This is a genomic window from Microbispora sp. NPDC088329 (assembly GCF_040685655.1).
In the GTDB taxonomy this organism is placed as follows: domain Bacteria; phylum Actinomycetota; class Actinomycetes; order Streptosporangiales; family Streptosporangiaceae; genus Microbispora.
This window is the reverse complement of record NZ_JBFBIP010000001.1, coordinates 15,725-41,522: the sequence shown is the minus strand read 5'-3', so window position 1 is coordinate 41,522 and position 25,798 is coordinate 15,725. Positions and strand designations below refer to the sequence as shown.

The 25,798-nt window shown below is 71.6% G+C and carries 25 protein-coding genes and 1 riboswitch; of the genes, 9 read left to right on the top strand and 16 right to left on the bottom strand.

Annotation, left to right across the window (positions count from 1 at the left end; genetic code table 11):
- The first annotated feature begins 39 nt into the window (after positions 1-39).
- On the top strand, positions 40-1,323 hold the full coding sequence (locus AB0O28_RS00215; protein ID WP_363634605.1) for a PEP/pyruvate-binding domain-containing protein: 1,284 nt from the start codon (positions 40-42) through the stop codon (positions 1,321-1,323).
- A gap of 74 nt (positions 1,324-1,397) precedes the next feature.
- Positions 1,398-1,967, top strand: coding sequence for a TOPRIM nucleotidyl transferase/hydrolase domain-containing protein (locus tag AB0O28_RS00210; RefSeq protein WP_363634603.1), 570 nt, complete (start codon positions 1,398-1,400; stop codon positions 1,965-1,967).
- Positions 1,968-2,037: 70 nt separating this feature from the next.
- On the opposite strand, the gene AB0O28_RS00205 is transcribed toward AB0O28_RS00210, so the two are convergent.
- The 4 genes from AB0O28_RS00205 to AB0O28_RS00190 form a co-directional block, all read right to left on the bottom strand.
- Positions 2,038-2,604, bottom strand: coding sequence for an NlpC/P60 family protein (locus AB0O28_RS00205; protein WP_363634600.1), 567 nt, complete (start codon positions 2,602-2,604; stop codon positions 2,038-2,040).
- Positions 2,605-2,662: 58 nt separating this feature from the next.
- Positions 2,663-2,820: riboswitch (cyclic di-AMP (ydaO/yuaA leader) on the bottom strand.
- Positions 2,821-3,141: 321 nt separating this feature from the next.
- Complete coding sequence (locus AB0O28_RS00200) at positions 3,142-4,230, bottom strand: hypothetical protein (RefSeq protein WP_363634598.1); 1,089 nt, start codon at positions 4,228-4,230, stop codon at positions 3,142-3,144.
- A 70-nt stretch (positions 4,231-4,300) separates the two neighbouring features.
- Entirely contained in the window at positions 4,301-5,206 is a 906-nt protein-coding gene (locus tag AB0O28_RS00195; RefSeq protein ID WP_363634596.1) for a hypothetical protein, read from the bottom strand.
- 109 nt (positions 5,207-5,315) lie between these two features.
- Positions 5,316-6,539 (bottom strand): FAD-dependent monooxygenase, encoded by a 1,224-nt coding sequence (locus AB0O28_RS00190; protein ID WP_363634594.1) that lies wholly within the window; start codon positions 6,537-6,539, stop codon positions 5,316-5,318.
- A gap of 83 nt (positions 6,540-6,622) precedes the next feature.
- Between AB0O28_RS00190 and AB0O28_RS00185 the strand changes: the two genes are divergently transcribed.
- Positions 6,623-7,204 (top strand): TetR/AcrR family transcriptional regulator, encoded by a 582-nt coding sequence (locus AB0O28_RS00185; RefSeq protein WP_363634592.1) that lies wholly within the window; start codon positions 6,623-6,625, stop codon positions 7,202-7,204.
- A 132-nt stretch (positions 7,205-7,336) separates the two neighbouring features.
- Here AB0O28_RS00185 and AB0O28_RS00180 read toward each other — a convergent pair whose 3' ends face one another.
- A complete protein-coding gene (locus AB0O28_RS00180; protein WP_363634590.1) occupies positions 7,337-8,239 on the bottom strand; it encodes a pirin family protein in 903 nt (300 codons plus the stop codon).
- A 269-nt stretch (positions 8,240-8,508) separates the two neighbouring features.
- On the opposite strand from AB0O28_RS00180, the gene AB0O28_RS00175 reads away from it, so the two are divergent.
- A complete protein-coding gene (locus AB0O28_RS00175) occupies positions 8,509-9,147 on the top strand; it encodes an HNH endonuclease family protein (protein WP_363634588.1) in 639 nt (212 codons plus the stop codon).
- Positions 9,148-9,159: 12 nt separating this feature from the next.
- Here the strand turns inward: AB0O28_RS00175 and AB0O28_RS00170 are convergent, their stop codons facing one another.
- The 7 genes from AB0O28_RS00170 to AB0O28_RS00140 form a co-directional block, all read right to left on the bottom strand.
- Complete coding sequence (locus tag AB0O28_RS00170; RefSeq protein WP_363634586.1) at positions 9,160-9,786, bottom strand: GPP34 family phosphoprotein; 627 nt, start codon at positions 9,784-9,786, stop codon at positions 9,160-9,162.
- A 15-nt stretch (positions 9,787-9,801) separates the two neighbouring features.
- Complete coding sequence (locus AB0O28_RS00165; protein ID WP_363634584.1) at positions 9,802-10,077, bottom strand: hypothetical protein; 276 nt, start codon at positions 10,075-10,077, stop codon at positions 9,802-9,804.
- A gap of 3 nt (positions 10,078-10,080) precedes the next feature.
- Positions 10,081-11,007, bottom strand: coding sequence for an SPFH domain-containing protein (locus tag AB0O28_RS00160; RefSeq protein WP_363634582.1), 927 nt, complete (start codon positions 11,005-11,007; stop codon positions 10,081-10,083).
- Positions 11,008-11,247: 240 nt separating this feature from the next.
- Positions 11,248-12,252 (bottom strand): NAD(P)-dependent alcohol dehydrogenase, encoded by a 1,005-nt coding sequence (locus AB0O28_RS00155; RefSeq protein WP_363634580.1) that lies wholly within the window; start codon positions 12,250-12,252, stop codon positions 11,248-11,250.
- Positions 12,249-12,482 (bottom strand): helix-turn-helix transcriptional regulator, encoded by a 234-nt coding sequence (locus AB0O28_RS00150; RefSeq protein WP_363634578.1) that lies wholly within the window; start codon positions 12,480-12,482, stop codon positions 12,249-12,251. The genes AB0O28_RS00155 and AB0O28_RS00150 overlap by 4 nt, the downstream gene beginning before the upstream one ends.
- Positions 12,476-12,904 (bottom strand): hypothetical protein, encoded by a 429-nt coding sequence (locus AB0O28_RS00145; protein WP_363634576.1) that lies wholly within the window; start codon positions 12,902-12,904, stop codon positions 12,476-12,478. Before AB0O28_RS00145 ends, AB0O28_RS00150 begins: the two co-directional genes overlap by 7 nt.
- Before the next feature lie 125 nt (positions 12,905-13,029).
- Positions 13,030-13,878 carry a helix-turn-helix transcriptional regulator gene (locus tag AB0O28_RS00140; protein ID WP_363634574.1) on the bottom strand — a complete coding sequence of 283 codons (849 nt, stop codon included), beginning with the start codon at positions 13,876-13,878 and terminating at the stop codon, positions 13,030-13,032.
- 167 nt (positions 13,879-14,045) lie between these two features.
- Between AB0O28_RS00140 and AB0O28_RS00135 the strand changes: the two genes are divergently transcribed.
- A complete protein-coding gene (locus AB0O28_RS00135; protein ID WP_363634572.1) occupies positions 14,046-14,930 on the top strand; it encodes an NAD-dependent epimerase/dehydratase family protein in 885 nt (294 codons plus the stop codon).
- Positions 14,931-15,185: 255 nt separating this feature from the next.
- Here AB0O28_RS00135 and AB0O28_RS00130 read toward each other — a convergent pair whose 3' ends face one another.
- The gene (locus AB0O28_RS00130; RefSeq protein ID WP_363634570.1) at positions 15,186-16,295 is read right to left on the bottom strand and encodes a ThiF family adenylyltransferase; all 1,110 of its coding nucleotides are present in this window, start codon (positions 16,293-16,295) and stop codon (positions 15,186-15,188) included.
- A 149-nt stretch (positions 16,296-16,444) separates the two neighbouring features.
- Between AB0O28_RS00130 and AB0O28_RS00125 the strand changes: the two genes are divergently transcribed.
- Both AB0O28_RS00125 and AB0O28_RS00120 read left to right on the top strand, forming a co-directional pair.
- Positions 16,445-17,407 (top strand): lytic murein transglycosylase, encoded by a 963-nt coding sequence (locus tag AB0O28_RS00125; protein ID WP_363634568.1) that lies wholly within the window; start codon positions 16,445-16,447, stop codon positions 17,405-17,407.
- A gap of 147 nt (positions 17,408-17,554) precedes the next feature.
- Entirely contained in the window at positions 17,555-20,110 is a 2,556-nt protein-coding gene (locus tag AB0O28_RS00120) for a DUF6185 family protein (protein ID WP_363634566.1), read from the top strand.
- 81 nt (positions 20,111-20,191) lie between these two features.
- Here the strand turns inward: AB0O28_RS00120 and AB0O28_RS00115 are convergent, their stop codons facing one another.
- Together AB0O28_RS00115 and AB0O28_RS00110 are read right to left on the bottom strand one after the other, a co-directional pair.
- A complete protein-coding gene (locus AB0O28_RS00115; protein WP_363634564.1) occupies positions 20,192-22,333 on the bottom strand; it encodes a glycoside hydrolase family 6 protein in 2,142 nt (713 codons plus the stop codon).
- A 339-nt stretch (positions 22,334-22,672) separates the two neighbouring features.
- A complete protein-coding gene (locus AB0O28_RS00110; RefSeq protein WP_363634562.1) occupies positions 22,673-23,851 on the bottom strand; it encodes a TIGR03086 family metal-binding protein in 1,179 nt (392 codons plus the stop codon).
- 75 nt (positions 23,852-23,926) lie between these two features.
- Between AB0O28_RS00110 and AB0O28_RS00105 the strand changes: the two genes are divergently transcribed.
- Both AB0O28_RS00105 and AB0O28_RS00100 read left to right on the top strand, forming a co-directional pair.
- On the top strand, positions 23,927-24,358 hold the full coding sequence (locus AB0O28_RS00105; protein WP_363634560.1) for a MarR family transcriptional regulator: 432 nt from the start codon (positions 23,927-23,929) through the stop codon (positions 24,356-24,358).
- Between the two features lie 44 nt (positions 24,359-24,402).
- Entirely contained in the window at positions 24,403-25,284 is an 882-nt protein-coding gene (locus AB0O28_RS00100; RefSeq protein ID WP_363634558.1) for a GNAT family N-acetyltransferase, read from the top strand.
- On the opposite strand, the gene AB0O28_RS00095 is transcribed toward AB0O28_RS00100, so the two are convergent.
- On the bottom strand, positions 25,281-25,796 hold the full coding sequence (locus AB0O28_RS00095; protein WP_363634556.1) for a GNAT family N-acetyltransferase: 516 nt from the start codon (positions 25,794-25,796) through the stop codon (positions 25,281-25,283). The genes AB0O28_RS00100 and AB0O28_RS00095 overlap by 4 nt on opposite strands.
- Positions 25,797-25,798: the final 2 nt, after the last annotated feature.

Below are 25,798 nucleotides of genomic sequence, written 5' to 3'. Positions count from 1 at the left end.
AATAAACTATTGTCAACAATTTGTTGAGGAGCGGGGCGGATGATCGTACCCCTCATGGAGGCTGTCGCCGGCACCTGCGGGGGCAAGGCCGGTGCCCTCGGCGCATTGCTCCGCGCGGGTCTGCCCGTGCCCGACGGCTTTGTCGTCTCGTTCGCCGCCTATCTGGCCGCTGTCCGCGACCTGGACCTCGGGCGGTTCGCCGGCGAGCCGGACGACGTCCATGCGGCGGCACGGACGATCGAGGCCCGGCCGGTCCACGCCGCCGTGATCGACGCGCTGGAACGCGCGCTCGGCGAGCTCGGCGATCCGCCCGTGGCGGTGAGATCATCGGCAGCGCGGGAGGACACCGCTCAGGCGTCGGCGGCCGGTCAGCACGAGAGCTTCCTCGCCGTGCAGGGAGCCGGTGAGGTCGCCGAGGCCGTACGTGCCTGCTGGGCCTCGCTGTTCTCCCCGCGTGCCGTCGAATACCGGGCCGCCTCCGGCCGCGACGGCCGACCGTCCGGCGACCCTGTGATGGCCGTCATCGTCCAACGCCACCTGGACGCCGAGGTGTCCGGGGTCATGTTCACCCCCGCGGACTCCGGCGACGCGACCCGGATCGAGGCGTCCTGGGGCCTCGGCCCCAGCGTCGTCGAGGGCAGGGTCACCCCCGACTCCTACCGGGTCACGGCAGACGGGTCGGTCACCCGCACCGTGGCGGACAAACAGCAGCGCCTTGACCGGCGCGGCACGCGGCTCGTCATCCGCGACGTGCCCACCGGCTCCCGGAACCGGCCGGCGCTCGGCGACGTGACCGCCACGCGGCTGGCCGAGCTGGGCGGACAGATCGCCGCCGTGCTCGGTGGACCGCAGGACATCGAGTGGGCGATCGCCGACGGCCGCGTCTGGGTTCTGCAGGCACGGCCGGTCACCGCCGCACCGCCACCACCGGCATCGCCCTCCGACGCCTCGGACATGCCGGCCGTCACACTCACCGGGACGCCGGGCAGCCGCGGCACCGTGACCGGCACCGTGAGAATCGTCCGTGGGCGCGGCGACTTCGCGCGCGTGCGTCCGGGCGACATCCTCGTCTGCCCCTTCACCGACCCCGCCTGGACACCGCTGCTGCGCATCGCCGCCGGCGTCGTCACCGAAACCGGAGGCGTGCTCTCCCACGCCGCGATCGTCGCTCGGGAACGCGCCATCCCCGCCGTCCTCGGCATCCCGAACGTGACGAGCAGGCTCCGCGACGGCACCGTCGTCACCATCGACGGCACCACCGGCACCGCCACGGCGGAGCCCGGAATCATCGCGGGCACAGAGGCGAACGCGGGCTCGACGTAGCCGGCCACGCTGCCGCTCCCATGAGGAGGAAAAACCGGTACGGACTCCACCGGATGGGGTGCGAGGCTGAGCGCGTGAACCGTACGCGCACTGTGGTCCTGGTCGAGGGGACCAGTGACAAGTCGGCCGTCGAGACGTTGGCCGAGCGCCGCGGCCGGGACCTCGCGGCCGAAGGCATCTCCGTCGTGGCGATGGGCGGCGCCACGAACATCGGGACATATGCCTGCAGGTTCGGCCCCGCCGGTCGCGACCTCCGGCTGGCCGGTCTGTACGACGCCGGTGAAGAGGGCGCCTTCCGGAGGGGCCTCGAGCGTGCCGGCCTGGGATCCGACCTCGACAGGAGCGATCTGGAGACGCTCGGGTTCTTCGTGTGCGTGGCCGACCTGGAAGACGAGCTGATCCGCGCCCTCGGCACCGCCACGGTGGAACGCGTCCTCGATGCCGAGGGCGAGCTCCGCTCATTCCGCACACTCCAGAAGCAATCCGGATGGCGCGGGCGGAGCACTCACGACCAGCTGCGCCGGTTCATGGGATCAGGCGGCGGACGCAAGATCCGCTACTCGGGCAGGCTCGTCGCGGCACTGGAGCCCGACCGCGTGCCACGGCCGCTGGACGGACTGCTGGCCCACCTGCGGCAGGGGTGAGCAGAGGCGGAGCTGCCCTGACGGTGCCCCGGCAGGGCAGCTCCGCCGGACGCCTCTACGACGTCCCGGGTCAGACGCCGGGGCGTACGGCGGTCAGGAAGCCGTTCCTCCAATAGCCGTTGAGCCTGTCGACGCTGACCACCGCGCCGCTGTGCGGCGCGCTGATCACCTTCTTGTGTCCCACGTACATGCCCACGTGACCGCCGCCGCTGGTGAAGATGAGGTCGCCGGGCTTGATATGCGCCAGGGAGACCTTTCTCTTGGCGGCGTTGAGCATCGACCACGTCGTACGCGGGAGTTTGACGCCGGCCTTGCGCCAGGCGAACTGGACGAGCCCGGAGCAGTCGAACGCGTGCGGGCCTGTGGCGCCCCACACATAGGGGTCACCGAGGTGCTTTCTCACCACCTTGATGGCCCGCTCGGCCTTCTTCTGCTGGAGGGCGGCCTTGGTGAGCTTCTTGTCCGCGGCGTCCTCCGCCGCGGGAGCCGCGCTGGTGTCCGGGGTGACCCCCGTGACGGCGGGCTCGGGTGCGATGACCCCGGGGGCCGGGGGCGGAGCTGCCATCGTCTCCGAAGCGGCGGCCGCGGGCAGTGCGCCGAAGCCCGCTACGGAGGCGGTGAGCGTGGCGCTACCCACAGTGACGATGGCGATGCGGAGCAGAGTGGTGGGGTTGGTGGACAGGGGATCTCTCCCTACGGTCTTCCGCTTGCGCCTACCGGGTTAGCTGACGGATTCGGGCAGGGAAGTCGCCCTACGGCGCATGCGCGCCGATTCACCCCAGACCTTCGGCGAAGGTCGACTGGTTCCCCGGCTCCGGGCCTCCTTGCTGCTCGGATTCGGCATCACCGGCGCCCAGGGGGGCGGAGAGGACATGGCGGCGGTGACTGTGGATGGTTTCTTCCGAACACGGCCGGGCCGGGTTCGCCGCGGCGGCGCCACAGGGGCGCCGCCGTAGGGCAAGGAAACTACCAAGCAGCCCCATATCGCTGCAAAGGGGGCAAAAAGGCGTTAAAGGATCAAAAGGAAAAACCGCAGGTCAGTACGCAGGTGAGGCTGCTTTTTGTGACGCTCATCACATCCCGAGAGGGCGACCTTCACGGCGTTCGGCCATGCGCCGGGCCGAGAGCCGGCCGTGCCCGCGCTGAGAGTCGGCCGTGCCCGCGGACGAGCCGGTCAGCGCGTGCGCCAGAACGCGCCGTTGGCCGAGGGGTCGTCGGGGTCGCCCTGCGGCACGGTGAATCCCGCGCCCCACACCGTCGCCGTCCCGGGCCTGCGCGCGATCGAGAACAGGACGGCGTCGGTGCCGGCCTTATGGGGAAGCGGGGCGCCGCGCCACGCGGAACCCGTGACATGCCAGAGGGTGGGGTTCCAGCTGCCCTGCACGACCCACACGCCGCCCTGACCGTCGGGCTCCACCTCCGTGTACGGCTGCGCGTTGGCGGCACCGATCGAGGTGTCCCATGACCTGCCGTTCCAGTGCATGACCAGGGTGCGGCCGTAGGTCACGTCGTCGCCCTCGTCGTCGGCGCCCTCCCAGGTGACGCCGCCGACGGCCCACACGTTCGCCGGGCTCACGACGGCGATGTCGTTGAGGACCGCGGCCGCGTCGGGAGCGGGCAGCTTGATCGCGGGCGTGGGCGCCAGTGCCCAGGACCTTCCGTTCCACCGCATGATCGCGGGACGGTCGCCCGTGGTTCCCGCCGCCCAGACGTCACCGGCGGTGAAGGCGTCGACGGCGGCGGCGCGGGCCGGCAGCCGGACGCTCTTCCAGGAGGACCCGTTCCAGTGCCTGGCCGAGGCCGAGGACTCGGCGACCGCCCAGACGTCCTTCGCGCCCGCCGCGTCGGCGTCCGTCGCCGAGAAGCCGCCGAGCGAGAGGGTGGTCCACGCGCGGCCGTTCCACCGGGCGGCCTTCTTCGGGCCGAAGACCCATACGTCCCTGTTCGAGGTCGCCGTCACGGCCTTCAGCTCGTACGGCGGGCTGCCGGGGATCACCGTCCACGAGCCGCCGTCGAACCGCTGGACCAGTCCCCGCTGCCTGCCGTTCACGACCCGGTGACCGGCCGCCCACACCGACCCGTTGCCCAGGACCGTCAGGTCGTTGAGTACGTCGTCCCCCGGCAGTGTGTTCACCCTGGTCAGCCGCCACGCCGACGCGGTCTGCCCGGCCTGCGGGCCCTGGTGGGTCACGCCGGAGGCCGCCACGGCCGGCATGCACGCCAGCCCGAGCGCCGTCACGGCCGAGACGAGTACGGTACGCATGGTGCTTCCCCTCCACTCGCCAGTACGACGTCTGGGAGAGGGCATCCGTTCACACGGGTGACGGCCGGGCTCATTTCTTCTCCGTCCACGGCTCGTAGGCGCTGTCGCCCGGGAGCACCCAGGCCTTCGCGTCGGGCCTGGCGAGGCTGCGCAGCAGCGACGCCTTGCCGGTCGTCTTCGAGACCCGGTAGATCGCCACGCCCGTCTTGGTCTTCGACCGGACGATCAGGCGTCCCTTCTGGTCGAATTCGAGGTCGTCGATGTACTGCCCGCGAGGCAACCGCACGGTCACGGTGCGGCCCGCGCGGCCGGTGCGCAGGTCGACCGGGCGCAGCCTGCGCAACGTGGGTGACGTGCCGACGAGCTCCACTGCCGTGTGGTGGTCGTTCGCCAGCGCGTCCGGCGACAGTTTCGCCTTCAGCCGCAACCGGGCACGCAGTCGCCGATCGAACACCGTCACCCGGCTCCCGCCCACCCTTCTCAACAGCAGCCGCTCGCCGTCCGGGCTGAATCCGTCGAAGCTCCAGTCGTCCCTTCCCCCGGGATTCGACATCGTCGTGCCTTTCCGCAGGTCCACGAAGGCCCCCAGCGCCGGTGCGGAGTTCCCGACGATCACGAAACTCCCGTCATACGACACCCACGGCCACTCCTCGCCGATGTCGTACGCCTTGATCTCCCGTGACACCACCCTTTCCCTGCCGTTGGGGGTCCGCTCGACGAACAGGCCGTCCGACTCGCGGAAGTAGAAGAAGTGCCGTCCGTCCCCGCTGATCAGGAACGGCGCCCGCCAGCCGGCGTTGACCGCGTCGTCGGGTGCCGCGGCGAGCGCTTCCGGCACCTTCACCACGTTTCCGTCGGTCAGGACCAGTTCCCACGCCTGGGTCAGCCGCGCGTACGCGATCGTGGCCGGCGTGGCGGCCGCCGCGGGCTGTCCGCTCAGCGGAACGGTGGCCAGGAGAAGTGCCGCGAGAGCCATGCGCAATCTCATGCCGGGTGAGATGCCGGAGAACCTCGGAATGTTCCGGATTCGGGCTGGATCCCCAGCGATCGGCGTTGGCTGGTCACGCGGATGACGGTGTCCGCGGCTACGCGGCCGGCGTTCGGTAATCCCTGATCGTGATCGCGGTCGCGGCCCTGCGGATGGGCTCGGTGACCCGCTCGATCATGCGGTCTTTGCCCGGCAGGTGCGGCATCAGCCGCAACATCAGCATCTGGAACCGGATCTGTGCCTTGGACTTCAGCACCATGCCCTTGAGGTTGTTCGCGGCGAGCTTCTGGTTCTCCTCCACGAAGTGCCGCATCTCCCGCTCGTACGCGGCGAACCCCCCGGCGTGGTCTCCTGCGGCGTGGTCTGCTGCCGTCTCGGCGAGGCAGCCGGCGAGAACGTAGGCGCCGACCAGGGCCAGGCTGGTGCCCTGACCGGACGCGGGTGACGCGGCGTAGGCGGCGTCACCGACCAGGGCCACCCGGCCCGACGACCAGCGGTCCATGCGCACCTGGCTGATGGAGTCGAAGTAGAAGTCCGGCGCGTCCCACATCGCGTCGAGGAGACGAGGGACCTCCCAGCCCTGACCGGCGAAGATTTCGGCGAGCAGCTTCTTCTGCCGGCCGGTGTCCCGCCGGTCGTACTCCAGCGGCGGCGAGGAGAAGAGGAACATCGCCTTGGCGTCGTCGCCGCGCCCGGTGCTGTACATGCCGGTGCTTCTGCCGGGGGCCGGGTGCATCATCTCCGTGCGGTCCAGGTGGAGATGGTTCGGCACCGTGAAGATCGAGATGTGGTGCCCGAGGTCGTGGACGTACCGGGACTCCTCACCGAAGGCCAGCGCGCGGACGTTCGAGTGCAGGCCGTCGGCGCCCACCACCAGGTCGAACGTACGCGGGGAGCTGTTCGCGAAGGTGACGCGCACGCCGTCCGCGGTCTCCCGCAGGGCCGTGACGGAGTCGTCGAAGACGTACTCGACGGTGTCTCCGATCGCCGCGTGCAGGAGCCGGGTGAGGTCACCGCGCATGATCTCGACGTCGTCTCCCTCGCGACCGCCGAACAGGTCGGCGCTCATCGTGCCGGTCTGCCTGCCCCGCGCGTCGACGAAGCGTGCGACCCGCATGTCCGTGCTGTGCCGCCGCACCTCCTCCAGCAGCCCCATGCGGGCGACGACGTCGAGTGCCGCTCCCCGAATGTCGATCTTGTAGCCGCCGTCCCGCGGCGAGGGCGCGCGTTCCACGACGGTCACCGCGAAGCCGTGCTCACGGAGCCAGAAAGCCAGCGTCAGGCCGGCGACGCTCCCGCCGGAGATCAGGATGTGCTTCATGACTGAGACTGTACAAACGTCTCAATCAAATGTCTAGGACAAATGTGCAAGACGTTTGTTCGGACGTCGGCTAAGCTCCGACCATGGGAAACCGGGAAGATCTGCTCGCGGGAGCCAAGCGCTGCCTGATGGAGAAGGGATATTCCGGCACCACCGCGCGGGACATCGCGGCGGCCGCCGGCACGAGCCTCGCCGCCATCGGCTATCACTTCAGATCGACCAAGGCGCTGCTCAACGCGGCTCTCATCGAGGCGATGGAGGAATGGGGAAAGGAGATCGAGCAGACTCTCGCCGCCGACGCGTCGCTCAGCGGCGCCCCCGCACAGCGATTCGAGGCGACCTGGACGCGGATCATCGAGTCCTTCGTCAGGTTGCGGCCGCTCTGGGCCATTCAGTTCGAGCTCATCGCGCAGATGGACCGTCTGCCCGAGTTGCGCGAGGCGTTCGGGGCCGCCAACCGGCAGGCGAGGCTGGGACTCGCGGCCATCTTCGAGAACCTGGATCCGGGCGCGGACGAGCGGAAGGCGATGGCCGTCGGCTCGTTCTACCAGGCGCTGCTCGGGGGGATGGCGACCCAGTGGCTCGTCGATCCCGATCACGCCCCGTCGGCGCGCGATCTTCTCGAAGCGCTGCGTACGGTCGGCGCGCGTCTTGGGCCGCAGTGACCGGCGGGGCCCGGAGGGTCGTACCGGAGTCGCGGTCCACGTCGGGCCCGCGTAGGGAACCGCGGCTCCGCTGTCGAAGGCCGGCCGGGCGGCGGGTGTGCGCGCCTGCCGGCCGGCCTTCCGGCGGGCGGGTCAGTCCGTCGCGGTCAGGGGTCCGTCGGCGTGCGGGACCCGCTCGGCGGGGACGACGCCCAGACGGCCCGCCTGGTAGTCCTCCATCGCCTTAATGATCTCGGCGCGGGTGTTCATCACGAACGGCCCGTAGTGCACGACCGGCTCGCGGATCGGCCGCCCGCCGAGCAGTAGCACCTCCAGATTGGGCTCGGCCTGGGGCTGAGCGGTGTCCCCGGCGAGGGTCAGCGACCCGCCGGAGCCGAGGACGGCGAGCTGCCCCTTGCGGATCGGCCGCCGCTCGGCGCCCACGGAGCCCTGACCGGCCAGCACGTAGGCGAGGGCGTTGAACTCCGGGTTCCACGGCAGGTCCAGCCGGGCGCCGGGGCTGACGGTCGCGTGCACCATCGTGATCGGGGTGAACGTGACGCCGGGGCCGGCGTTCCCGTCCAGCTCGCCGGCGATCACCCGCAGCAGCGCGCCGCCGTCGGCCGAGGCGAGCAGTGCCGCCTCACGCCCCCGGATGTCCTGGTAGCGGGGCAGGTGGAACTTGTGCGCGCGAGGAAGGTTCACCCACAGCTGGATGCCGTGGAAGAGCCCGCCCGAGACCACCAGGTGCTCCGGCGGCTTCTCGATGTGCAGCAGGCCTGACCCGGCGGTCATCCACTGGGTGTCGCCGTTGGTGATGGTGCCGCCGCCTCCGTTGGAGTCCTGGTGTTCGAAGACCCCGTCGATGATGTAGGTGACCGTCTCGAAGCCGCGGTGCGGGTGCCACGGCGTGCCCTTCGGCTCGCCCGGGGCGTACTCGACCTCGCCCATCTGGTCCATGTGGATGAACGGGTCCAGCATGGCCTGCGGCACCCCGGCGAACGCGCGCCGTACGGGGAAGCCCTCGCCCTCGAAGCCGCTGGGCGCGGTCGTCACCGAGAGAACGGGGCGCGGTGCTGCAACGGCCGGATCCGGTACGGCGACTCGTGGCAGCGTCAGGGTGTCTGCGGTGACAGCGGGCATGGCCGCCCTTTCTGATTGAAACTTCAACTTTCGTTGTCTTGGAACCACCGGTGATCGCCGGACATTCCCTCGGCGTCTCCGCGGCCCCGGACATCCGGCGGGTGAGACGATTCCGCATCTGATCCGTCGCATATCGTCACGGCCGGTGGGGAGAGACTGGTATGGCTGGAACCATGATCTTCATGAGTCGCACGCTCCGAGTCGCCGTACTGTCCTTTCTGGTCCTCCCGATCACCGCTGTCGCGCTCGCCCCGCAGGCCGCGGCCGACGCCCGCCAGCAAACCGGCGCCGGGGCGACGGCCCGCCGCATGCTGGCTCATCTGAAGGTCGCCAAGCCGCTGTCGATCCGCGGGTACAGCCATCGGCGTTTCCAGCCCCGATGGGCGCACCACAAGGGGGAGTGCGACGCGCGGGAGGTGGTTCTCGCCCGCGACGGGCGGCGCGTACGCAGGAACGCGGCGTGCCAGGCCGTGAAGGGCGTCTGGCACAGCCCGTACGACGGCAAGGTGCTGAAGAGCGTGAAGCAGACCGACGTCGACCACATCGTTCCCCTGGCCTACGCCTGGCGCTCCGGGGCCAAGAGGTGGAGCCAGGCCAAGCGGCGCGCGTTCGCCAACGACCTCACGCGTCCGGAGCTGGTCGTGGTGAGCCACTCGGTCAACATGGCCAAGGGAGGCAGGGGTCCGCAGAGCTGGCGTCCGCCGCGCCGCGGCTACTGGTGCCGCTACGCGACCTCGTGGATCACGGTGAAGCATCACTACCGTCTCTTCGTGACCCGGTCGGAGAAGGTCGCCCTGCTCAACATGCTCCGCACCTGCTGACGGTGGACAGCCTCAGCCTCCGCTCGCCGCGCGGGCCTGCTGGATGATCTTGCGGAGGGCCGGCGCCACCGGGCCGCCGCGCTCGGCCAGTTGGGCGATGCGCTGCTTGTGCGCCCGTCGTCTCGCTCGCGGGAGGACCGTCCCGAGCTCTCCCGCGGCGGCCAGGCCGACGAGGGCCGCCTCCCGGTCCCCGACCCGGGACACCGGGCCGGTGAGCGCGCCGGAGACCCGCGTCGCCAGTCGTTTCACCACACGCGTGTCGCGTACGCGGACGTGATTCATGGCGAAGATCAGCAACGGCCGGTGCGGCTCCACCCTGATCCAGCGTCCCTTCTCCAGCTCGTCCCGCACCGCACGGACCGTCGCGCGGCCGTCCTTGCCGATCCAGTGTCGCCACGGCCGGGGCCCCGACTGGGCGAGCTGGTGCAGCAGGCCGTCGAGGACCGGGTCGGCGACCCGGTCCTCCGACACCACGCGCACCTTGCCGCCGTCGTCGGCGATCCGGCCGATGAGCAGCAGGTCCGTGAGCGCGGCCGCACGCAGCAGGTAGGGAAAGCGGTGGTTCGTCACCACCCGCTCCTTGCGGGGGTCGTAGGCGAGCAGATAGAGCTGAGCCGTCAAGGAGGCGGGGACGTCCACGGGACTGCCTTCCTCTCAGTCGTCGTCGGGTGGGCCGGCGGTGGGAGCCTCCGGAGGCGGGGTCCGTCCGGGCGGCGTTTCTTCGGGCGAGGTCTTCTTCTTGGCCGGCCGGCCGCGCCGGGGGATGCGACCGGCGTCGCCCGGGAGCCGGCTCGCCTCCGACAACGCCCGGCGCAGCAGGAACTCGATCTGCGCGTTGGTGCTGCGTAGTTCGTCAGCGGCCCAGCGGGCCAGCGCGTCGTGCACCGCGGGATCCAGCCGCAGCAGGATGCTCTTCCTTTCGGTCGCCACGGTCTAGTGGTACAGGGAACCGGTGTTCACCACGGGCTGCACGTCGCGGTCGCCGCACAGGACGACGAGCAGGTTGCTGACCATGGTGGCCTTGCGCTCCTCGTCGAGCTCGATCACGTCGTGCTCGTCCAGGCGGGCCAGGGCGGCCTCGACCATGCCGACGGCGCCGTCCACGATCCGCTGACGGGCCGCGACGACCGCTCCGGCCTGCTGGCGGCGCAGCATCGCCTGTGCGATCTCGGGAGCGTACGCCAGGCGGGTGACGCGCGACTCGATGACCTTGACCCCGGCCGAGGCCACCCGTGCCTGGATCTCGGCGGACAGGCGGCCGGTGATCTCGTCCGCGTTCTGGCGCAGGGACAGCATGTCGTCGTGCCCGTCGTACGGGTAGCTGCCGGCGATGTGCCGGACCGCGGTCTCGGTCTGGAAGGCGACGAACTCCACGAAGTCGTCGACTTCGAAGACCGCCTTCGCCGTGTCCTCGACCTGCCAGACGACCACGGCGGCCATCTCGATCGGGTTGCCGTCGGCGTCGTTGACCTTCGTGATGTCGGTCTCGTGGTTGCGGATCCGGGTCGACACCTTGCGCTTCTGCGTGAAGGGAAGCACGAACCTGAGGCCGGGGGTGCGGACCGTGCCCACGTAACGGCCGAGCAACTGGATCACCCGCGCCTCACCGGGGGCGACCGCGGTGAGGCCGGTCAGGACGACGAGGGCCGCCAGGAAGAGCAGCGCCCCGGCGGCGATCAGGACGGCTCCCGCGCCGCCGTCGCCGTCGGCCGCGAGGCCGGCTCCGATCGGGATCAGCGCGGCCGGGCTCAGCAGGCACAGCAGGGCCAGGATCAGCATCGGCCATCCCGCGGAGGCGCGGGCCGCGCGCTCGTGGGTCTGGGGGGTGGGCATGTCGACCGCGATGCTCACATCTGTCATGTCTTCTCCTCGGTGTCTAGCACGACACTAGCAAAGTGATATCACTTTTCGCCAGAGCCGAGATCGTACGGGCCGCCGGCCCTTGCGGTGGGACGGGTAGCCGGGCACGGACTCGGCGACCGGCATCGCGTCGACGACGGCTGCGGTGAAGCGTCGCGCGTGCTCCGCGACGAGGGTGTTGTGCTGACCGAGGAGGAGTTCCAGGCCCTTGGAAGACCGAGCTGCCGGACCGCAGGTGAGTCAGGCCGTTTCCGCCACGGTGACGACGACCTTGCCGGCCGGATGCCCGCCCATCAGGTGGCGCAGCGCGCCGGGGGCGTCGCCGAGGGGGAAGACGCGGTCGATCGCCGGGACGACGGCTCCGGACTCGATGAGCCGGGTCAGCTCCTCCAGGTGCTCGGCGCGCTCGCGGGAGAACATCGGGCGCAGCCGCCGCCCCCGGAACATCGACCCCGTGACCATCGACAGCAGCGGCGCCCGGAACGTGCGTCCCATGCCCCCGGCGAAGCGGTACGCGACGTGCCCGCCGCCGACGATCACCAGCGTCCCGCGCGGCGTCAGGGCGCGCCGCAGCAGCGACAGCGGCCGGTTGCCCGCCGTGTCGACGACGACGTCGTAACGCGCGCCGTCGCGGTCGATCTCCTCGTGGGCGTAGTCGATGACGTCGTCGGCCCCGAGCGACCGCACGAAGTCCGCCTTCGCCGCCGCGCACACGCCGGTGACGCTCGCGCCGAGCGCCTTGGCGATCTGCACGGCGAACGACCCCACGCCCCCCGCCGCGCCGATGACCATCACCCGCTGTCCCGGCCGTACGCCGCCGACGTCGCGGACGGCCTGCAGCGCCGTCATGCCGGAGACCGGCACCGCGGCGGCCTGCTCGAACGTGAGACCGGCCGGCTTCGGCGCGAGGCGGTCCTGCGGCGCCCTCGCGTACTCGGCGAGCGAGCCGCTCGGGCAGGTGCCGTACACCTCCTGACCGGGCCGGAAGCGGGTGACGCCGGCGCCGACGGCCGCCACCACCCCCGCGACGTCGCGGCCCCGCACGGGGACCTTGGGTCGGCGCAGCCCGAATCCCCCGACACGCGCGAGGTACGGCCGGCCGGTCATCAGGACCCAGACGCCGGGATCCACGGCGGCCGCGCGGACCTCGACGAGCACCTCCTCTTCGCCGATCGAGGGGCGGTCGACGTCACGCAGTTCGAGCACGTCGGCCGTGCCGTACGCGTCCTGGACGATGGCTTTCACGTCGTCTCCTCGGGGAGGTCGGGATACTGGAACACGTCGTCGAGCGGAACGCCGAACACCCGGGCGATCCGGAAGGCCATCTCCAGGGTCGGTGAGTATCGGCCCTGCTCGATGGCGATGACGGTCTGCCGGGTCACGCCGATGCGGTCGGCGAGCTCGGCCTGGGTCATCTCGTCGTGGGCGAACCGCAGCGCGCGGATGCGGTTCGTCACGCGTGTGGGCTTCACCACTCCGGAACGCTCCTGCGATAGACGACGATCTTGGTGATGCCGCCGAGGATCGCCGAGAGCACGAAGCAGAGGTAGACCACGTTGGCGATCCAGAACCTGTCCCACTCCGCCACGGCCATGAGCATCGCCGCGAGCGCCCCGATGACCACGAACGCCTGACCGGTGTGGTCGCCGAGCCGTCCGATCTCCCTGTCGCGGGCGTCGACGACGCGCGAGGCCCGCGGGTTGACGATCGCCATCCCGATCTCCGCCAGGATCGACGCCGCGATCGCCCCGCCCACCGTCCACAGCAGGGCGGCGGCGTACGGCACGTCGGGTAACGGGCCGCCGTCCGCCCGTCTGAGGACGGCGACGACGTACGCCGCGTAGGCGATCACGGCGACGACGAGCCTGATCCAGGCGCGCTTCTCCTCGTGAGTCATGATCGGAACCTCCTGATGTATGAAATCTTTGACACTTCCAAGGTAGCCAATCTTTGACCTCATGTACAGATTTTTTTACATTGCACGCCGGGCGGCACCCCCGCCCGGCAGGAACCGGAGGGATGTCAGGCGCCGGCGGGCGCCTGCTCGGCGCCGATGACCTTGAGGAACTGGAGGGACTCGTAGGCCGGGGACCCGGGCTCGGCGGTGAAGATGACCACCTGCTGCTCCTGGTCGGGCACGGTCAGCACGTCGAAGTCCAGCTCGATCGGCCCGACGCGCGGGTGCCGCACGGTCTGGCGCAGATGCCGCTCGATGTGGAACCGCTGGGAGTTCCAGAGGCGGGCGAACTCCTCGCTCCCGGCCAGCAGCTCCTCGACCAGGCTCCTCAGCTCACGGCTGCCGGGATAACGGGTGACGGCGACGCGCAGGTAGCTGACCGCCGTGACGACGAAGCGCTCCGGGCTGCCCATGCCGTAGTACCGCCGCTCGGGGTCGGGGTGCAGGAAGTAACGCCGGATGACGTTGCGCTCCCGGCCCGCCAGAGCGGAGAAGTCCTCGAACAGGGCCGCGGCCAGCGGGTTCCAGGCCAGCACGGCGCAGGTGTCGTCCACGACGATCGCGGCGGCGTCGGTCAGCCGGTTGACCAGGTTCAGCGTGCTCGGCCGCACCTCGCGTACGGGTTCGGCGGACCGGCTCTCCTCCCGCTCCCCGGCCAGATGGAACAGGTGGGCCCGTTCCTGGTCCGACAGGCGCAGGGCGCGGGCGATCCCGTCGAGCACGCGCCGTGACGGGTGCCGGCCCCGCGCCTGCTCCAGGCGGGTGTAGTGGTCCACGGAGATGTACGCGAGCTGGGCGACCTCCTCGCGACGCAGCCCGGGGGTGCGGCGGCGTCCCTCGGGCAGGCCGACGTCGGCGGGGCCGACCTGCTCCCGCTTGCCGCGCAGGAACTTCGCCAGGCCGTGCTTGTCCATGTCGATGACCGTACGCCCGCAAGCGGGAGCGCCGGCCCGCGCAGCCACGGACTTTCGGTCCCTGGCTGTCCGGGATGGACGGGCGCGACCGTGGGGTTGCACCGGCCTGCGACGGCGGACACGGACCCGCCGCAGGTCAACCGATCCCAGCGAAAGGCAACATGATCATGCGGATTCTCATCACCGGTGCGAGCGGTTACGTCGGCGGAGTCGTGGCCGAGCACCTCGTCCGGGCCGGTCACGAGGTGGCCGCCCTGGCCAGGTCGGACCGGGCGCGCGAGCGGGTCGAGGGGCTGGGCGCGAAGGCGGTGCCCGGCGGCCTGCGGGACCTCGACGTGCTGCGCGACGCGGCCGCGGCGGCCGAGGCCGTGGTCCACACCGCCGTGGACTACACCGATCCCGAGATGGGCGAGATCGAGCGCGATGCCCTCGCGGCGCTGCTCGGCGGCCTGAACGACGGAGGCGCGTTCGTCTACACCAGCACCGGGCTGGTCTACCCGGACACGCGGGGCGCCACCGTGGACGAGGATCACCCCGTCACCGCGGAGACCTCGCCGATGCCGTACAAGGTCCTCGGCGAGCGGCGGGTCCTGTCGGCGGGCCACGTGGCGGCCACGGTGATCCGGGCGGCGCTGGTCTACGGGCGCGGCGGGTCGGGGCTGCTGCAGGGGCTCATCGCCGGCGGCAGGCGGAGCGGGACGGTGCCCTACGTCGGCGAGGGCACCAACGCGTGGACGTCGGTGCACGTCGACGACCTCGCCGCGTTGTACGTGGCCGCGGTCGAGCGCCGTACGCCCGGGGCCGTCGTCAACGCCGCCTCGGCCGAGCGGACAACGATGCGGCGGATCGCCGAGGCCGTCGCCGAGCTGACCGGCGCCCGGGCCGTGTCGATCACGCCGGAGCAGGCGGCCGCCGCGATGGGGCAGTCCGCCGGCGTGCTCACCCGGTCGTCGCCGATGGACGCCTCGCGGGCCCGGCGGCTGTTCGGGTGGGCCCCGGAGCGACCCGGGCTGATCGAGGACCTGACCACCGGCTCCTACGCACAGTCCTGATCGGCGGCGGCCGGCCGGACGGCCCGCGCATCCCCTCGTACGGCGTACTCGGAGAGCGGCGTCTCCGCGACGCGCCCGGCGGGCCTCGGCCGGGTCCGGTGGTGGTCGGCGGGGGACCCCCACGACCCGCCGATGACGATGACCGGCCCTTTCCCGTCGCCTCCGGCGGGGACATGAAAACCGGTTCACGATTTGCCGGTTGACACAGGCAGTCAGGACATTCGATGGGCATTCCGCCGCCGTCGATTTCGGTCGTCAACCGAAATGGACTGTGTTCGTATCCCGTGCGCGTGCCCGTGTCCCGCACACCGGGCAGCCGGGACGCGGCGGATGGCGGACCCACACGTGATGGTCCGCGGCGATCAGGTTGACGCCCTGGATGGTGCCGACCGGGGGCACGGGCACCCCGGTCAGCAATCCCAGCAGCGCGTGAGCGACGAGCTGCCCGGACACACCCGCGGAGGTGGCGATGACGCCGGACCCGCCGAGGTCCACCGGCGTGCCGGGGCGGCGTCTCTCCTCCTCGCCGCTGCTCAGGCACTCGTAGCAGGCGCCCGCTTCCGGCGCGAAGCACCCCACGGTGACCAGCGGCCCGTTGTACCCGCCGCCGGCCCAGGGGATGCCCGCGGCGGCGCAGGCGCGGTTGGCCCACACCCTGATCTCGTGGCCGGTGGGCCGGTCCGCGCAGAGGGCGAGCGCGTCGCAGCCCGCGACCAGGTCGTCCAGCTCCCGCCTGCCGCCGATGTGGCGGCGTTCGCCCGTGACGGAGATGTCGGAGTTGACGGTGCGGAGTCGTTCGACCGCCACCTCCGCTTTGGGGCGCCCCACGTCGTCCTCGCCGTAGAGCACCTGGCGGCTCAGATTGGACAGCTCGACCAGATCCGGATCCACGCAGTGGATCGTGCCGACACCGCTGGCGGCGAGTGCCCAGGCCGCGTGGCTGCCCGTGCCGCCGAGGCCGAGCACCACGACCCGGGCGGACTTCAACCGGAGCTGGGTCTCCCAGCCGTGCGCGCGCGGCACGGCGTCGACCGTGCGGAAGAAGGCCTGGTTCCTGCTGTAGCGGTCGAGCTCGCGTTCGCTCAGCCCGGCCGGCGGCACGGCCGCGGCGTCCTCCACGTATCGGGTGGCGACCAGCTGCTCGACGATCGCCACGGCGTCCGGCACCTCCGGATGGGCCAGCCGCAGCCGCTCGGCGATCTCGTCGCGGGAGCGGGTGCCGTCCATCAGGGTGAGGGTCGTCCACACCCAGCCGTACGGGTCGGCGATTTCGGCGGCGATCCCGTAAATCTCGCCGCCGATGCGAACGGTGCCGTCCTCGTACCGGTGGGGCCGGTGCTCGAATTTCACCCGAGGCAGTTGCACGTGACGACGATTACTGTGCGATAACTGGGCGAGTCAACAGCGAATTTCAATCGGAGGAAAAAGGGGTGGGCCGTAACGTTCCCGACTTCCGGCGTCCCGCCGCGCGGACGAGGACATGGAACGGCACCGCTGGGCATACGTTGGGGACGATGAACGATCAGCCTGCCGTGATCCCACCGCCGATGCCGCTCCGCAGGGTGCTGGCCGCCGTGCTCGCCGCCGTGGCCGTTCCGCTCTCGGGCTGCGGCGGCGCGGCGGGGGAGGCCGCCTCCGTCGCTCCGCGTGAGCGCCTGTCCCCGTCCACGTCGGCGTCCTCCGCGAGTCCGGCGCCGGAGCCGTCCGCACGCGACCTGCCCGCGCCGGACGAGGCGATCCCCAAGGACCCCGCCCGGCTGGCCGACGCCCTCACCCGTACGGCCGGGCACCTGCGCGACGCGATCGACGACTGGAGGCGTACGGGTGACCCCGCGAAGGGGGAGGCGCCCGAGCCCGTGGTCCTGCTGTCCCTGTACGAGCAGCGTGTGTACCGCTACCTCGCCCGCAACGCGAAGGTCGCGTCCCGGACGTACGGGAAGCTGCCGAAAGAGGAGGCCGCGCGGGCCCGGGACAACGTGACGGCCATCCGCGACCTGCTCTCCCTCGCCCACCCCGTCAGCGGACCGATCAAGATCAAGGTCGAGCGGGCGGAGCCGGCCGACGTCCTGCTCGCCGCCTTCCGGCGCGCCGAGCGCCGGTTCGGCGTCGAGTGGGAGGTGCTGGCGGCGGTCATGCTCGTCGAGACCAAGTTCGGACGGGTGCGGTCGCCGAGCTACGTGGGCGCCAGAGGGCCGATGCAGTTCATGCCGGGCACCTGGAAGGCGTACGGCATGGGCGGTGACATCGACGACACCCGCGACGCCCTGCTCGCCGCGGCCAACTACCTCCACGCGTCGGGAGCGCCCCGCGACTACCGGCGCGCGCTGTACGCCTACAACCATTCGCAGGCCTACGTCGACGCGGTCCTGTCGCACGCACGCCAGATGAAGCGGGACATCAGGAACTACTACGCCTACTACACCTGGCAGGTCTACGTGATCACCACGAAGGGCGAGCGCCGCCTGACCGGCCCCTGACGGCGGCGACGCCGAGGCTCGGCGCGGCGCCCGGGAGGGGCGGTGGCGGGAGGGTTCGTAACCAAAGCCGCTTTCCGCGCGACTCATCCTTGGGGATCGATCGCGTACGGGAGGTCGGCTGTGCGACGCCTGACGAGTGGTGCGGGGATGAAGCCCATCGGGATCCTCACTGTGGTGCCGCTCGCCGTGGTGGCGCTCGGCCTGACGATCTGGGGCCTGATGATCTGGGGCCTGATGATCTGGGGCTCGGGCCCGGCGCTCGCCGGCGTGGCGCCCTGCGGGTTCGGGCCTCCCCGCTCGCCCTGGGTGGAGACCTCCGTGACCATCACGGAGCGCGGCCACGACACCCCCGTGATGACGAGCACGACGCGGGTCGGCGTCCCCCGTGACTGGGCGGGGTCCGCCGCTCTGCTCGGCGACGGGAGCGCGGTCGGCTGCCTGCTGCCGGACGGCGGCACACCGACCGTCACGACGTCGGCCGACGGCGCCGAAGTGGTGGCCCAGAGCACGCAGGAGATCCGTCTGGAGGACTACGGCTCGCAGTGGGGCGAGGAGTCCGCCGGGCTGTGGGCGAGCCGCGAGTCCGGCGGGACCTGGTTCGTCGCACTGCTGCCCTCGCCCGGGGACGTTCCGTCCGGGCTGGCCGGGGCGCGCTGGCGGACCGTGGTCGTCAAGACGCCGGAGTCCCGGGTGCGCACCGTGACGCCTCTGCCGTCGCAGGCGCTCCCCGGCGGCACCTACGTCTGGCGGGACGGCGCCACCCCGCCGCGCGTCGAGGTCGCGGTGCCGTTGTCCGCGCGGGCGATGTTCCAGCGCTGGGTCGCCCTGCGCGGGCAGAATGTGCTCGCGGTCGCGACCTGCCTGGGCTTCGCGCTGCCGTACCTGCTGCTGGCCTGGCTGCTCGTGCTGCTCGGCCGGCGCTCGGGCGACCGGGACGAGCGCGCCCTCGTCAGGACCGCCCTCGGCGCCCTGGCGATGATCACCACGGTGGAGGCGATCACGGTCGTCCTCGTGCTCACCGAGGCGGGCTTCCTGGCCCACATGATCGGCCTGACGGACGGGGTGGCGATCGCCCTCCTGGCGGCGCCGCTCTGCGCGGCCGCATGGCGGTCGGCGCGTACGCGGATCCGGCGGGCCGGCCCCGCATCCACCGGTCCGGCATCCACCGACCCCGCATCCACCGGTCCGGCATCCACCGGCCCCGCCCCCACCGGCCCGGCATCCACCGGTTCGGGGCTCAGCGGTCCGGCGTTCGCCGCGGTGGTGCTCGCGGGCGCGGTGCTCGTCGCCGTCTGCGGCTTCGGGCCCCTGTCCATGCGGTACTTCCACGACCCGGAAAACTCCGCATGGATCGCATCGGCCGTCGCGGCGGCGCTGCTGCTCACCGGGGCGGCGTGGGCGATCGCGGTCCGGGCCGCCCGGATCCCGGGCGGGCGGACGCCCCGGGCCGTCCGCGTGCTGCTGCGCTGGAGCGTCCCGGGGCTCGCGCTGCTGACCCTGGCGTTCGTGATCCACGCGGTCGTCGTGCGCACAGGAGGCCTGTGGAACGTCGTCGAATCGCCCTTCTTCCTGCTGCGGAGCGTCGCGTACCTGATGTGGCCGCTGGTGGTGCTCCTGCTTCTCCTGCTGCTGCGCCTGCACGGGCGGCGTACGGAGTCCGTCGGGCCGCACACCACGTGGCTCGTCGTCTTCCTGTTCGTCGTGGGCACGATCAGATGGCCCGGCACGTACGCGGGGATGCCCGTCCCGCTCGCCGCGCTCGTCGGCCTCGCGGCGCTGCCCCTGCTGCTGCGGCTGACGCGGCGGGCCGAGGCCGCGGACCCGGGCGTGTCGCGGCGACGGCTGGCCGTGATCGTCGAGGAGTACCGGGACCTGGAGGCGCGGGAGAAGGGCCTGCGGCGGCGCTGGGCCGCGGGCGACATGGACGACGACGCCTTCCACAAGGAGAACGAGCCGGTCGCCGGCCGCATCCGCACGCTCCGGATGGAGATCGGCCTCGACCCGGACAGGGAGGACGGGGTCAGCCCGCTCGACCTGGCGCTGTCGCGCGGGCCGGGCGTGTCGTGGTGGGCGAACGCCCGGCTCGCCGCGCGGTACGCGTCCTACGTGGGCGCGCCCGCCGCCGTGTTCCTCATCTGGGCCACCTGGAGCACCGACAGCCGGGGGCGCGACGGCTGGCTCGACCGGCTCGGCGACCCGAACGGGTTCTACGGCCTGGCCGGTGACCTGATCGGCGGGCTGCTGATCTGGCCGGTGGCGGGCTTCGTGCTGGGCGCGCTGTGGCGTCGCCTGCCCGGCAGACGCGGCTATCTCAAGGGTGTCGTGCCGGTCCTCGCGTACGCCGCGGCGACGGGGGCGCACGCCGTGCTGAACAACGTCATCGATCAGGCCCCCGTGCGCGGCTCGCTGGTGCGGGTGCTGCTGCTGTTCCTGGTGCTCACCGTCGTCGCCGTCCTCATGGACGCGCGGACCCTCCAGACCCGCCCGGGTGGCCTCGCGTCGCGGCTCACCCCCGTGGCCGTCGTCTACCGGCTCGGTACCGCGGGCAGCGGGATCGCGCTCATCGTCGCGCAGGCGGCGGCCGTCCTTGGCCTGTGGAGTCAGCTGAGGAACGGCATCGACATCACCTCACAGGTGGACACCTCCACCCAGGCGTCGCTCCCCGCCGACGCGCAGTTGCTCCAGGGACGCGCGGGCACGTAGACGTCCCGGCTCGTCGTCAGGGCCCGGCCGGCGAGAAGATCGGGTGCGGCTCCGGCGCTCGGGCCGGAGCCGCACCCGGCCTCAGAGCGCGGGGTAGGCGTTCTTCACCAGCATCACGAACTGCTCGTGGTGCCAGTCGCCGATCAGCGGCGCGTTGGGGAGAGCGCCGGTCGGCCGCCAGCCGTCCGTCCCGGGCGTGAGGGTGCCCTTGGGATCGCACCTGTAGTCGATCAGCCGGTCGGAGCCCTCGGGCAGGAGCGGTCCGCCGACGCCGTCCGACTCGCCGGGCCGCTTGATCCACAGGTAGGCGTCGACACCGGGCGCGGGCGCCGCGACCGGCCGGGCCCCCAGCCCCGCACCGTCCTGGTTGCACTCGGCGGCGCGCGACGGACGCCTGTCGACGCGGCTCTCGTCCACGAACCTGTTGAGGTCGCTCGAAGTGCTCGCGGCCGTGGGCCGGGCCGGCCCGCCCCAGCCGTTGCGGGAGGTGTCGACGACCACGCCGAGCGAGCCGGGGAAGCCCTTGGCGATCAGGGCGCTGCGCATCGCGACGGCGTAGTCCCGTTCGTTCAGGTAGGGGTTCCAGTCGATGAACCTGCTCTGGAGGATCGGCTGGCCGCTCACGGTCTGGTTGGGGCCGGTCAGGAACGGCTCCTGGAGGGGGACGTAGTCGCCGACGTTCGTGGCGATGCCGTCGAGGCTGTTCAGGCCCCCCGTCGTGCCGCGAGCGGTCTCGGTGATGATGGCCGCGAGCGGCGTGAAGTTGGTCTCCCAGCCGGCCCATCCCGCGCTGCCCGCGTCCAGGTACGTGTAGACGTTCGGCAGGGACGACAGCTTGTCGAGGGCGTACCGGATTCCCGTCAGGTAGGCGCCCGACCCTGCCGCCTGCTCGCACGGATAGATGCCCTGGGAGGCCCCCACGATGAGGTCGATCAGGGCACGCGGTTCGATGACGGTCACGACGCGCAGGTTCCGATACTCCGGCTTGGCCAGGAGGGCGGCGACGGGGTCCACGAACTCCGCCTTGTAGCGGTTGAGTCCGTTCCCCTGGATGTGCAGCTCGGCGTCGGAGACGCGCGACCGGCAGTCGCGGTCGGGCAGGTTGTGGAGCACGAGCGTGACGTACCCGGCGCCCTGCGTCAGGGCGGTGTCGAGGTGGTCCTTGAGCGTACGGGTGACCCCGGAGCCGCCGGTGACGTCGGCGATGCGGTTCAGCCAGACCGCGGTGGGCGTCGTCTTCAGGCTCCGCATCTTCTGCGCGGTCGCGTCGTCCACCTTCGCGGCGGAGGACTCCACATCGGCCGCCCAGCCGGGGTCGACGTACCCCGTGGCGCCGGCGAACGGGTTGTCCACCGGCACGTCCGGGCTGGGACTGACGCTCGGGCTCGGGCTCGGCGAGGGATCGGCGGTGTCGTTGTCCTGCTCGGTGGCGGTCCACAGCACGGCGCTGGGCGCGGTGGCCTGGCTGCTGCGCGTGTCGAAGGTGGCGCTGCCGTTCACCGCGTCGTCGTCCTCGGCGGCGGCCACGGTGAGGGGCTGCGGGATGTTCCAGTTGTCCGGGGTGAAGGACGGGCTGTGGACGATCGTCAGGTCCTCGTCGCCGGTCATGTGGGCGGTGCCGATGGACACCGTGCCCTCGGGCCTGCGGCTGAGCGACACCTGGACGCTCGCGGTGCCCCCCTCGGGCACGGTGACCTGCTTGGGCTCGATGAGGATCCGCAGCGGGCCAGGTGACGGGCTCGCGCTGGGGCTGACGACCGGGCTCGGCGACATGTTCGGCAGGGTGCCCTGGCAGGGCACGCCGTTGACGGCGAAGTCCCTGGGCGCCGGGTTGCTCCCGGTCCAGGTGCCGTTGAACCCGAGATGAAGGGATCCGCCGGACGCCACCGTGCCGCCCCAGGACTCGTTCTCGGCGGTGACGCGATCGGCGAGCTGGGTCCACCGGGCCGACCAGCCCTGCGTGAGCTTCTGGGAGCCGGGGAAGGTGAACGTCAGCTTCCAACCCGACAGCGGGTCGCCGCTGTTCTTGACGGTGAGCCCGGCCGTGAAGCCGCCGGAACCCGTGCCCCACTGGGCGCTCGAGTAGGTCACCTGGCAGGTGACCGCGGCGTCGGCGGACGCCGTGCCCAGGACCGATCCCGCCGCGGCCAGCGCCACGGCGGGGGCGACCGCCGCGACGGCCGTCAGGATCCTGCGGGCGAACCGATGATGGCCGAAGGGCATAAGCGATCGTCTCCAGGGTGACTTGACCAGTTCTGGCATCCGGCGCCCGTTCCGGCTTCGCACACGGCGCCGACGCCCCCCAGATTCGGCAATCGCTCGGCTCATGTACACGATTCGCCCGAAGTGAAAATAGACCTTTCCAAAACAAACGCGCGGGAACCGTAAGGCACCTTGGGAAACGCCGTACAAGATCTGCCGGTCGCCGCCGAATTCGGTGAAATATTCAGCGCGCCCCGGGGCCGGGCGACCGACGACGTCGGGCTATAGCGCTCGCGCGTGCGGAAGGCCGTCAGGAACGTGCCGGAGACGACGTCGTCGGCGACGGACGCGCCCGGACGGCTACGGGTGGTCGCCGAAACAGAGGCAGCCGCCGATCTGGGCTGCCACCTCCAATTGGTCGTAGAAGAGCCGGTGACTGAGGATCAGCCCGTCCTCCACCGTGGAGAAACTGCATGACCGCAGGAGGATGGGCCGCCCGGTCGCCTCGAGAACGTCCCCGCCGGGGAAGAGCAGCGGCCCCTTGTGCGTGCCGCTGATCGTGAACTCCGCCGCCACCGTGTCCCCGAACATGGTCACCGACTGCGGCGTGATCACCATGTTGGGGTACGCCTCCAGCCATTGGCTGTAGTAGGAGGCGATCTCCTCCCTGCTCTCGGCGATGCCGTCCGGGGCCACGAGAACGGCCCGCTCGTCGAAGCACTGCGCCAGGGCGTCGAGGTCATGGCGGTTGATGGCCTGTCTCAGCTTGTCCACGGCACGGAGCACTTCGGACATCGGACGTTCCCTTCCCCCGACGAGAGCGGCCGTACGGTGCGCCTGCGCCGCGGCCGGTGTGACGAAGCCGGACATCGGCGGCATTTTCACGATAGCCCAGCTCGCAAGCCGGGCCGTGTGAGCACGCGGGCACTCAGGACTCGTCGGCGGGGAGGGCCGCCATCTCGTGAGCGGGGGCCCGGCCGAGGCGGGCGAGGACCTGGTCGAAGCGGGAGGCCTCCGGCCCGGCGGGCAGGATCGGCGCGAACGCGGCGCCGGGCCTGTCGCGGTAGTCGCCGTCCGGCACCGCCAGGGCGATCGGCCAGGCGGCCTCGGCCAGTTCGGGCCGGGATCATAGGAGATCCCCAGCGTGCGGGCGACGTCCCACCCGTGGACCAGATAGTCGATGAAATGGAAGCCGATGGCCTGCACGGCCGGGAACGGCGCGTCCACCCCTATCTCGGGCAGGACGAACGCGCGGTCGAGCACCCCCTCGGCCGCGAACGCGTCGATGAGGCGTTCGGCCGCCACGGCGTAGGCCCGGACGGGGTCGGGGGCGCGCCGCTCCCGCCACGCGTCGAGGTCGGCCCCGCGGCCCTCCGCCGCGGCGGCGAAACCGAGGTGCTGGGCGGTCATGTGCGCGAGCAGGTCGGCAAGGGTCCAGCCCACGCATGGCGTCGGGCGCTCCAGGTCGCCCGGGCGCACCTCCGCCACCACGCCGACGCTCGCCTGCACGGCCCGCCGGTCCAGGTCCCGGATGTCCATATGTCTCCTCAATTAGTAAGTCTGCGCGGACGATATGTGCATGCTTATTGTTTGTCGAAGCCTAAGCTGTGGGGCATGTCCGACCGCCCCGATCTCGCCGCGATGGCGGCTCCCCTGACCAGGGCGTTGATGGCCGCCGAGACGCCGATCCTGCGGGAGCACGGCCTGTCGATGTGGGCGTACGTCGTGCTCCTCGGTCTGGACGACCGGCCGGTGCGCACGCACGCCGCGCGGGCGGAGGCGATCGGCGCGGACAAGACGCGCATCATCCGCGTCCTGGACGACCTTCAGCACAGGGGCCTGATCGAGCGGAGCCCTGACCCGGCCGACCGCCGCGCCCGGCTCCTGTCCATCACCCCCGAGGGTCGCCGCGTACGGGACGCGGCCCAGGCGGGCATCCGCCGGATGGAGGAACGGCTGCTCGCCCGGCTGCCCGATGACGAAAGGGATACGTTCCTGCGGGCGCTGCGGGCCCTGTCGGCCCTGCCCGCGCAGGAGTTCCGGTAAATCCCGTTGATCGATGAGCGCACCGATCCGTATGGTGTGCGCCCATGTCTCTTCAGCTGACCCGTCTGGTCGACCCGCACACCGGTGCTTCGAGTCACCGTCTGGCCTGGCTGGCCTCCCGGCCCGACGGCGTCCCCGTGGGATCGGCGTACCTGCGCCTGTTCACCGCCGCGGGCGACGAGCATCTCGCCGAGCTCGAGCTGCACGTCCACCCTGCCGAGTGCCGCGCCGGGGTGGGGTCGCGCCTGCTCGCCGCGGCCCTGGCGGCGGCGCGCGAGGAGGGCCGGCGATGTGTCACCGCGGAGGCGAAGGCCGGCGGCCCCGCAGAGGCGTTCCTGGCCGCGCGGGGGTTCCGCCCGGCGCTTGGCCTGACGTTCACCCGCCTGGCACTGGCCGAGGTGGACCCCGCCGTCCTCGCCGCGGCCCTCGCGGAGCCGCATCCGGGATACCGGCTGGTCGCTTGGGAGGGCGTCGTCCCGGACGAACTGGCCGAGACGTTCGCCGCGTCCCGCCGCGCCATGGACGACATGCCGATGGACGGCCTCGACCACAGGCCGGCTCCCTGGGACGTCGCCCGGGTCAGGGCCGTCGCCGAGGCGGTGGTGCGGCGCGGCGAGCTCCTGCACACCGTCGCGGCGGTCGAGGAGGCCGGCGGGACGATCGCGGGCTTCACCGAGCTGGTGGTCCCCGGTGACGGCACCGGCGACGGCCAGCACTACGGCACCGGCGTCCTTCCCGAACACCGCGGGCGGGGTCTCGGCCGCTGGATGAAGGCCGAGATGATCCGGCTGGTGCGGGAACGCCACCCGGACCTCGCGGGGCTGCTCGCCGACACCGCCGACGGCAACACGTACATGCGCGGCATCAACGACGCCCTCGGCTACGTGCCGACGCACCGGACCGTGCGCTACCGGCTCGACCTCTAATCACTGCCGAAACCACGCCCGAGCGGCGGGCCCAGCCGCAGCTGGAGAGCCGGGTAGCGGGGCGCGTCGAACCCGAAGGACTGATACAGCTCGATCCCGTTCGACGTGGCGTTGAGGTCGATCGTCCGGACCTCGGTCTCGGTGCGATACCAGGCGAGCAGCGCGTCGAGACAGGCGCGTGCGAGGCCGAGCCGGCGTCGGCGCCGGTCGGTGCAGATGTTGAAGACGTGGCCGTGCAGGCCGCCCGGGTTCGTCGGCCCTGGCGCGCGGGAGTCACAGGTGCCCGCCGCGCAGCTCACCACGCCAAGCTCCGGGTCATCCACCACGAACACGGCGAAGTTGCTCGGATCGCCCAGCCGCCGGGTGAACCACGCCTCGGCCGCCGCCCGCCAGGGCGCGTTCTCGTCCCCGACGTCCGCCCCCATGTCCTCCAGCATCAGGGCGCGCAGGCGGACGAGGGCCGCGGCGTCCGCCGTTCCCGACCGGCGGACAGTGATCGGCGAGATCGTCATGG

Coding starts and splice junctions, on each gene's coding strand:
- AB0O28_RS00190 (WP_363634594.1), bottom strand. CDS start 6,539: ATGAAGCACATCCTGATCTCCGGCGGGAGCGTCGCCGGCCTGACGCTG.
- AB0O28_RS00120 (WP_363634566.1), top strand. CDS start 17,555: ATGAAGCCCATCGGGATCCTCACTGTGGTGCCGCTCGCCGTGGTGGCG.
- AB0O28_RS00095 (WP_363634556.1), bottom strand. CDS start 25,796: ATGACGATCTCGCCGATCACTGTCCGCCGGTCGGGAACGGCGGACGCC.
- AB0O28_RS00160 (WP_363634582.1), bottom strand. CDS start 11,007: ATGACAGATGTGAGCATCGCGGTCGACATGCCCACCCCCCAGACCCAC.
- AB0O28_RS00105 (WP_363634560.1), top strand. CDS start 23,927: ATGTCCGACCGCCCCGATCTCGCCGCGATGGCGGCTCCCCTGACCAGG.
- AB0O28_RS00195 (WP_363634596.1), bottom strand. CDS start 5,206: ATGGCTCTCGCGGCACTTCTCCTGGCCACCGTTCCGCTGAGCGGACAG.
- AB0O28_RS00175 (WP_363634588.1), top strand. CDS start 8,509: ATGAGTCGCACGCTCCGAGTCGCCGTACTGTCCTTTCTGGTCCTCCCG.
- AB0O28_RS00185 (WP_363634592.1), top strand. CDS start 6,623: ATGGGAAACCGGGAAGATCTGCTCGCGGGAGCCAAGCGCTGCCTGATG.
- AB0O28_RS00140 (WP_363634574.1), bottom strand. CDS start 13,878: ATGGACAAGCACGGCCTGGCGAAGTTCCTGCGCGGCAAGCGGGAGCAG.
- AB0O28_RS00200 (WP_363634598.1), bottom strand. CDS start 4,230: ATGCGTACCGTACTCGTCTCGGCCGTGACGGCGCTCGGGCTGGCGTGC.
- AB0O28_RS00215 (WP_363634605.1), top strand. CDS start 40: ATGATCGTACCCCTCATGGAGGCTGTCGCCGGCACCTGCGGGGGCAAG.
- AB0O28_RS00125 (WP_363634568.1), top strand. CDS start 16,445: ATGAACGATCAGCCTGCCGTGATCCCACCGCCGATGCCGCTCCGCAGG.
- AB0O28_RS00115 (WP_363634564.1), bottom strand. CDS start 22,333: ATGCCCTTCGGCCATCATCGGTTCGCCCGCAGGATCCTGACGGCCGTC.
- AB0O28_RS00135 (WP_363634572.1), top strand. CDS start 14,046: ATGCGGATTCTCATCACCGGTGCGAGCGGTTACGTCGGCGGAGTCGTG.
- AB0O28_RS00100 (WP_363634558.1), top strand. CDS start 24,403: ATGTCTCTTCAGCTGACCCGTCTGGTCGACCCGCACACCGGTGCTTCG.
- AB0O28_RS00110 (WP_363634562.1), bottom strand. CDS start 23,851: ATGGACATCCGGGACCTGGACCGGCGGGCCGTGCAGGCGAGCGTCGGC.
- AB0O28_RS00145 (WP_363634576.1), bottom strand. CDS start 12,904: ATGACTCACGAGGAGAAGCGCGCCTGGATCAGGCTCGTCGTCGCCGTG.